Annotated in this window: 6 protein-coding genes; 2 read left to right on the top strand and 4 right to left on the bottom strand. The window is 65.9% G+C overall.

All coding sequences use genetic code 11. The features are described from left to right. Together VIR09_RS00660 and glyQ are read right to left on the bottom strand one after the other, a co-directional pair. Positions 1 to 730, bottom strand: a 730-nt coding sequence (locus tag VIR09_RS00660; protein WP_332010733.1) for a glycine--tRNA ligase subunit beta, incomplete at its 3' end; no start/stop codon positions are given. Beyond that, positions 731 to 1,642 (bottom strand): glycine--tRNA ligase subunit alpha, encoded by a 912-nt coding sequence (gene glyQ, locus VIR09_RS00655; RefSeq protein ID WP_332010731.1) that lies wholly within the window; start codon positions 1,640 to 1,642, stop codon positions 731 to 733. Positions 1,643 to 1,918: 276 nt separating this feature from the next. Here glyQ and VIR09_RS00650 point away from each other — a divergent pair, with 276 nt between their 5' ends. Together VIR09_RS00650 and VIR09_RS00645 are read left to right on the top strand one after the other, a co-directional pair. Then, on the top strand, positions 1,919 to 2,686 hold the full coding sequence (locus VIR09_RS00650; RefSeq protein ID WP_332010729.1) for a crotonase/enoyl-CoA hydratase family protein: 768 nt from the start codon (positions 1,919 to 1,921) through the stop codon (positions 2,684 to 2,686). Positions 2,687 to 2,850: 164 nt separating this feature from the next. Further along, on the top strand, positions 2,851 to 4,374 hold the full coding sequence (locus tag VIR09_RS00645; RefSeq protein WP_088587685.1) for a fumarate hydratase: 1,524 nt from the start codon (positions 2,851 to 2,853) through the stop codon (positions 4,372 to 4,374). Positions 4,375 to 4,480: 106 nt separating this feature from the next. Here the strand turns inward: VIR09_RS00645 and VIR09_RS00640 are convergent, their stop codons facing one another. Together VIR09_RS00640 and VIR09_RS00635 are read right to left on the bottom strand one after the other, a co-directional pair. Further along, complete coding sequence (locus tag VIR09_RS00640) at positions 4,481 to 5,716, bottom strand: CaiB/BaiF CoA-transferase family protein (RefSeq protein WP_332010727.1); 1,236 nt, start codon at positions 5,714 to 5,716, stop codon at positions 4,481 to 4,483. Next, positions 5,713 to 6,124 (bottom strand): MaoC family dehydratase (locus VIR09_RS00635; RefSeq protein WP_332010724.1); only part of this gene is annotated, 412 nt, incomplete at its 5' end. The genes VIR09_RS00640 and VIR09_RS00635, both read right to left, overlap by 4 nt.

The raw sequence follows: 6,124 nt of genomic DNA, 5'->3' as shown, positions 1-6,124 counted from the left end.
GGTCCAGCAACTGGCGCTGGATCTCGTCGCGGCGGCCTTCGAACGAGGCCACGACGCGGCCCTTTTCGGCCAAGCTGGCGGCGTAGGAGTCGGCGTCGGCGAACGACACCGGGCCCGCGCTCATGAAACGGTGGCCCAGCGAGTCGCGGCCGGCCTCAAGGCCCAGCGCGGATACCGGCACCACGTCGGCGCCGAACAGCGCGACCAGGCCATGCGCCGGGCGCACGAACTTGACGGTGGTGACGCCGTCGGCCAATTGGTAGCGCATGACCTTGGGAATGGGCAGGCCATTGATGGCGGCGTCGATGCCTTCCTGCAGGCCGGCGGCCAACTGGGCGCCGGGGGCGGTGCCGCGCGCGACCAGGTAGTCCTGCTTGCCGTCGGATTCGCGTTCCAGGGTAGCCAGGTCGATGTTTTCCAGGCCCTTGGCGGCCAGCTTCTTTTGCAGCGCGGGCGTGGCTTGGCCGTCAGCGGTCAGGCCGATCTTTACGGGCATCAGCTTTTCGGCATAGGGCTGGTCCGGCGCCTGCGCCAGCGCGGCGGACAGGTGCACGGCCAGGCGGCGCGGCGTGGAATAGGCGGTCACGGCGCAGCCGGCGGCCAGCAGGCCGTGGCGCTCGAGCGTGGCGCGGACGCCTTCGGCAAAGGCCTGGCCCAGCTTCTGCAGGGCCTTGGGCGGAAGTTCTTCGGTCAGCAGTTCGACCAGCAGCGGGCGGATGTTCGTCGTCATTTATGCTGCCTCCCCGGCGGCCTTGTCGCGGCCCAGCATGGGAAAGCCCAGTCGTTCGCGGGAATCGTAATAAGCCTGCGCGACGGCGCGCGACAGGTTGCGGATGCGGCCGATATAGGCGGCGCGCTCGGTGACGCTGATCGCGCCGCGCGCGTCCAGCATGTTGAATGTGTGCGCGGCCTTCAGCGCGGCCTCGTAGGCCGGCAGCGCCAGCGGCACTTCCATCAGGCGCTTGGCCTCGGCTTCGTAGTCGTTGAAGTGCGAGAACAGCATCTCGGCCGACGAATGCTCGAAGTTGTAGGTGGACTGCTCCACTTCGTTCTGGTGGAACACGTCGCGGTACAGCACGCGGTTGCCGTTGGCGCCCTCGGTCCATACCAGGTCGTAGACGCTTTCGACGTCCTGCAGGTACATGGCCAGGCGTTCCAGGCCGTAGGTGATTTCGCCGGTGGTCGGCGTGCAGTCCAGGCCGCCCACTTGCTGGAAGTAGGTGAACTGGGTGACTTCCATGCCGTTCAGCCAGACTTCCCAGCCCAGGCCCCAGGCGCCGAGCGTGGGGTTTTCCCAGTCGTCCTCGACGAAGCGGATGTCATGCTGGGTCGGGTCGATGCCCAAGGCCTTGAGCGAACCGATGTACAGATCCAGGATTTCCGGGGGCGCGGGCTTGAGCACGACCTGGTACTGGTAGTAGTGCTGCAGGCGGTTGGGGTTTTCGCCGTAGCGGCCGTCCTTGGGGCGGCGCGAGGGCTGCACGTAGGCGGCGCGCCAGGGTTCCGGGCCGATTGCGCGTAGGAACGTGGCGGTATGCGAGGTACCGGCGCCGACTTCCATGTCGTAGGGCTGCAGCAGGGCGCAACCCTGCTTGTCCCAGTATTCCTGGAGCGTAAGGATGATTTGCTGAAAGGTGAGCATAGGATTCTTGGAATTCGGCCGCCGGGCAAGGCTTGCCCTGGGCGTGGGAAACCCAGCATTTTAACTGGCCCGGGGCGCTGCGGCTCCCGAATGCCGGACGGACGGTTACATCTGGGCCTTCAGGGTGGTTCGCAGGGGGACAGTGTGCCGCTGGTGGACGCCCCGCGGGCCTCTCCCTGCGCCTGCAAACCAATGATCGTATGATTCCAGGTTGCGTACCAAGTCTTATATAAAACCCGGAACCCGATTCCGAGAATTCCCGGAAGGAGCAGTCCCATGTCAGACCTGATCAAGGTAGAAGTCACCGACGGCATCCAGATCATTACGATCAACCGTCCCGAGGCCAAGAACGCCATCAACCTGGAAACCGCGCAGGCCATGGCCGCGGCGCTGGACCAGCTGGACAGCCGCGACGACATCCGCATCGGCATCCTGACGGGCGGTGGCGGCACGTTCTCGTCGGGCATGGACCTGAAGGCTTTCGCCAAGTCTGGGCAGCGCCCCTATGTGGAAGGCCGCGGTTTTGCCGGCCTGAACGAACGGCCGCCCAAGAAGCCGCTGATTGCCGCGGTGGAAGGCTATGCGCTGGCGGGCGGCTGCGAAATGGCGCTGGCGTCCGACCTGATCGTGGCGGCCAGCAACGCCAAGTTCGGCCTGCCCGAAGTCAAGCGCGGCCTGGTGGCCGGCGCCGGCGGCATGCTGCGCCTGCCGCGCCGCCTGCCCTACCACATCGCCATGGAAGTGATCCTGACGGGCGAAATGCTGACCGCCGAACGCGCCTACTCGTTTGGCCTGGTCAACCGCCTGACCGAACCGGGTGGCGCCCTGGCCGGCGCGCTGGAACTGGCGCGCGCCATCGTTGAAAACGGTCCGATGGCAGTGCAGACCGCCAAGAGCATCGTGTCGCAGGCCGTTGATTGGGACCAGGAAGGCATGTTCGACCGCCAACGTCCGCTGATCGCCCACATCTTTTCTTCGGCCGACGCCAAGGAAGGCGCCACCGCTTTCGCCGAAAAGCGCAAGCCGGTCTGGCAAGGCAAGTAAAACTTTGAGCCCCCACGCCGCACTCGCTTCGCTCGCTTGCTGCCCCCCGAGGGGGCGCTTTTTGCCTTGGGGCGGCCCGGCGGCAAAAATTGTTCTTTCTCCAATGTGGCTGGCCTGTCGGGCCGGCCGCGTTTTCACGTTTTCCATCCAGACCGCAAATCGCCATGTCCGTCATCATTAAAGAAGAAGACCTTATCCAGTCGATAGCCGATGGCATCCAGTTCATCAGCTATTACCACCCCGTGGATTACATCCGCCATCTGGCGCGCGCGTACGAGCGCGAGGAAAGCCCCGCCGCGCGCGACGCGATGGCGCAGATCCTGACCAATTCGCGCATGTGCGCCGAAGGCAAGCGCCCGTTGTGCCAGGACACCGGCATCGTCAACGTCTTCCTGAAGATCGGCATGAGCGTGCGCTTCGACACCAAGCGCACCCTGCAAGAGCTCTGTGACGAAGGCGTGCGCCGTGGCTACCTGAACCCGGATAATCCGCTGCGCGCTTCCGTGCTGGATGACCCGCTGTTTGCCCGCAAGAACACGCGCGACAACACGCCCTGTATCCTGCACGTCGAACTTGTCCAGGGCGACAAAGTCGACGTGCAAATCGCTTCCAAGGGCGGCGGTTCGGAAAACAAGACCAAGTTCGCCATGCTGAACCCCAGCGATTCGCTGGTGGACTGGGTGCTGAAGACCGTTCCGACGATGGGCGCCGGCTGGTGCCCGCCGGGCATGCTCGGCATCGGCGTCGGCGGTACCGCTGAAAAGGCCATGCTGATGGCCAAGCAGTCGTTGATGGAAGACATCGACATGTACGAACTGCTGGCCCGCGGCCCGCAGAACAAGCTGGAAGAACTGCGCATCGAACTGTACGAAAAGGTCAATGCGCTGGGGATTGGCGCGCAGGGCCTGGGCGGCCTGACGACCGTGCTGGACGTCAAGATCAGCACCTTCCCGACGCACGCGGCCTCCAAGCCGGTCGCGATGATCCCGAACTGCGCCGCCACGCGTCACGCGCACTTCGAGCTGGACGGCTCGGGCCCCGCGCGCCTGGATCCGCCGTCGCTGTCGGAATGGCCGGAAGTGCACTGGGCGCCTGACTACAACAAGTCCAAGCAAGTCGACCTGAACACGCTGACGAAGGAAGAAGTCGCCAGCTGGAAGCCGGGCCAGACCCTGCTGCTGTCGGGCAAGATGCTGACCGGCCGCGATGCCGCGCACAAGCGCATCCAGGACATGCTGGCCAAGGGCGAGCCGCTGCCGGTGGATTTCACCAACCGCGTGATCTATTACGTGGGCCCGGTGGATCCGGTGGGCGACGAAGTGGTCGGCCCCGCCGGCCCCACGACTGCCACCCGCATGGACAAGTTCACCGACATGATGCTGGAGAAGACCGGCCTGATCTCGATGATCGGCAAGTCGGAACGCGGCCCGGTCGCCATCGAAGCGATCAAGAAGCACGGCTCGGCCTACCTGATGGCCGTGGGCGGCGCAGCGTACCTCGTGTCCAAGGCGATCCGCGGCGCCAAGGTGCTGGGTTTTGCCGACCTGGGCATGGAAGCCATCTATGAGTTCGACGTGAAAGACATGCCGGTGACCGTGGCGGTGGACGCCCAGGGCACCTCGGTCCACACGACGGGTCCCAAGGAATGGCAGGCCAAGATCGGCAAGATCCCGGTCGCCGTGGCGTAAGCACGCGCGACACGAAGACGGCCGCTGACATCCAGCGGCCGTTTTTTTTGCCTGTTGCGGTTGCGGCGCCTGCAGAACGTCGCGCGCCGCGCCCACGACCGCCGCCTTACGGCGTCTTCGCGGTGGCCGCCTTGAATGCCGCGATGGCGTCGGCCGATTTGCCCAACACGTCGCGCAGCACTTCCTCGGTGTGCTCACCCAGCAAGGGCGGCGCGCGGCGATAGACGACGGGCGACGCCGAAAACCGCAGCGGGCTGGCGGTAACCGGCGCCATGCCGCCGGCGGGATGCGGCAGGTCGCGGCGCAACTGCCTGGCCTGCGCCTGCGGATGCGCGAACGCCTGCGCGATGTCGTTGATGGGGCCGCACGGCACGCCCACCGCTTCCAGCTTGGCGATCCAGTCATCGCGGCGGCCTTGCAGCATGATCTCCGTCAGGATGGCGATCAGGACTTCGCGATTCGTCACGCGCAGCCGGTTGGTGGCGAAGCGGGGGTCATCGCCCAGCTCGGGCACGCCGATGGCGCGGCAATAGGCGCGGTACTGCGATTCGTTGCCGGTGGCCACGATCAAGTGGCCGTCGCTGGCGGCGAACACCTGGTACGGCACCACGTTCTGGTGCGCGTTGCCGGCGCGCTTGGGCGCCACGCCGGAATTGAAGTAGTTGGAGTTCTGGTTGGCCAGCAGCGCCACGTGGCTGTCCAGAAGCGCGATGTCCAGGTGCTGCCCCAGCCCGCTGCGATGGCGTTCCTGCAAGGCCGCCAGGATTGCGACGGTGGCGTACATGCCCGTCACGATGTCCGTCACCGCCACGCCGGCCTTTTGCGGTCCGCCGCCAGGCAGGTCGTCGCGCTCGCCGGTGATGCTCATCAGCCCGCCCATGCCCTGGATCATGAAGTCGTAGCCGGGCCGTTGCGCAAAGGGGCCGTCCTGGCCGAAGCCGGTGACCGAGCAATAGATCAGGCGTGGGTTGATGGCTTTCAGGCTGTCGTAGTCCAGGCCGTATTTGGCCAGGCCACCCACTTTGAAGTTCTCGACCAGGATGTCGCTTGCCGCCGCCAACTCGCGGATCAGCGCCGCGCCTTCGGACGTGGCCATGTCGGCTTCGACCGACCGCTTGTTGCGGTTGGCGCTGAGGTAGTAGGCGGATTCGTTGGTGTCCTGGCCGTTACCGTCCTTCAGATACGGCGGCCCCCAGGCGCGCGTGTCGTCGCCGACGTGGGGGCGTTCGATCTTGATGACGTCGGCGCCCAGATCGGCCAGGTTCTGCGTGCACCAGGGGCCGGCCAGGATGCGCGACAGATCAAGCACGCGGATGCCTTCAAGCGCGGGCGGGCGCGTCATGATTGCACCGTCGCGGTGCCGTGGCTCATGACGACGAGATCGCGTTCGCGCGCCCGCACCTGAAAGCGGATCTGTCCGTCCGGCATGCGCCACATGTCGCATTGCAGGGTCTCGCCGGGATACACGGGCGCCGAGAAGCGGGTATTCAGGCTGGTCAGGCACGACGCATCGTAGCCGCAGCAGCTTTTGACGATGGCATGCGCCGCCACGCCGTACGAACACAGGCCGTGCAGGATGGGCCGTGGATAACCCGCCTGGCGCGCGACCTCGGGGTCGGCGTGCAGCGGGTTGCGGTCGGCGTTCAGGCGATAGAGCAAGGCGGCGCTGGGCGGGACGCGCAGTTCGCATTGCAGGTCCGGCTTGCCGCCCGGCACGGCGGGCAGTGGTTGATTGCGCGCAAGAAGATTC

It is taken from the genome of Achromobacter sp. (assembly GCF_036567245.1).
GTDB lineage: Bacteria > Pseudomonadota > Gammaproteobacteria > Burkholderiales > Burkholderiaceae_B > Achromobacter.
The sequence above is the reverse complement of the archived record's forward strand: the minus strand, read 5'-3'. Positions and strand labels throughout refer to the sequence as shown.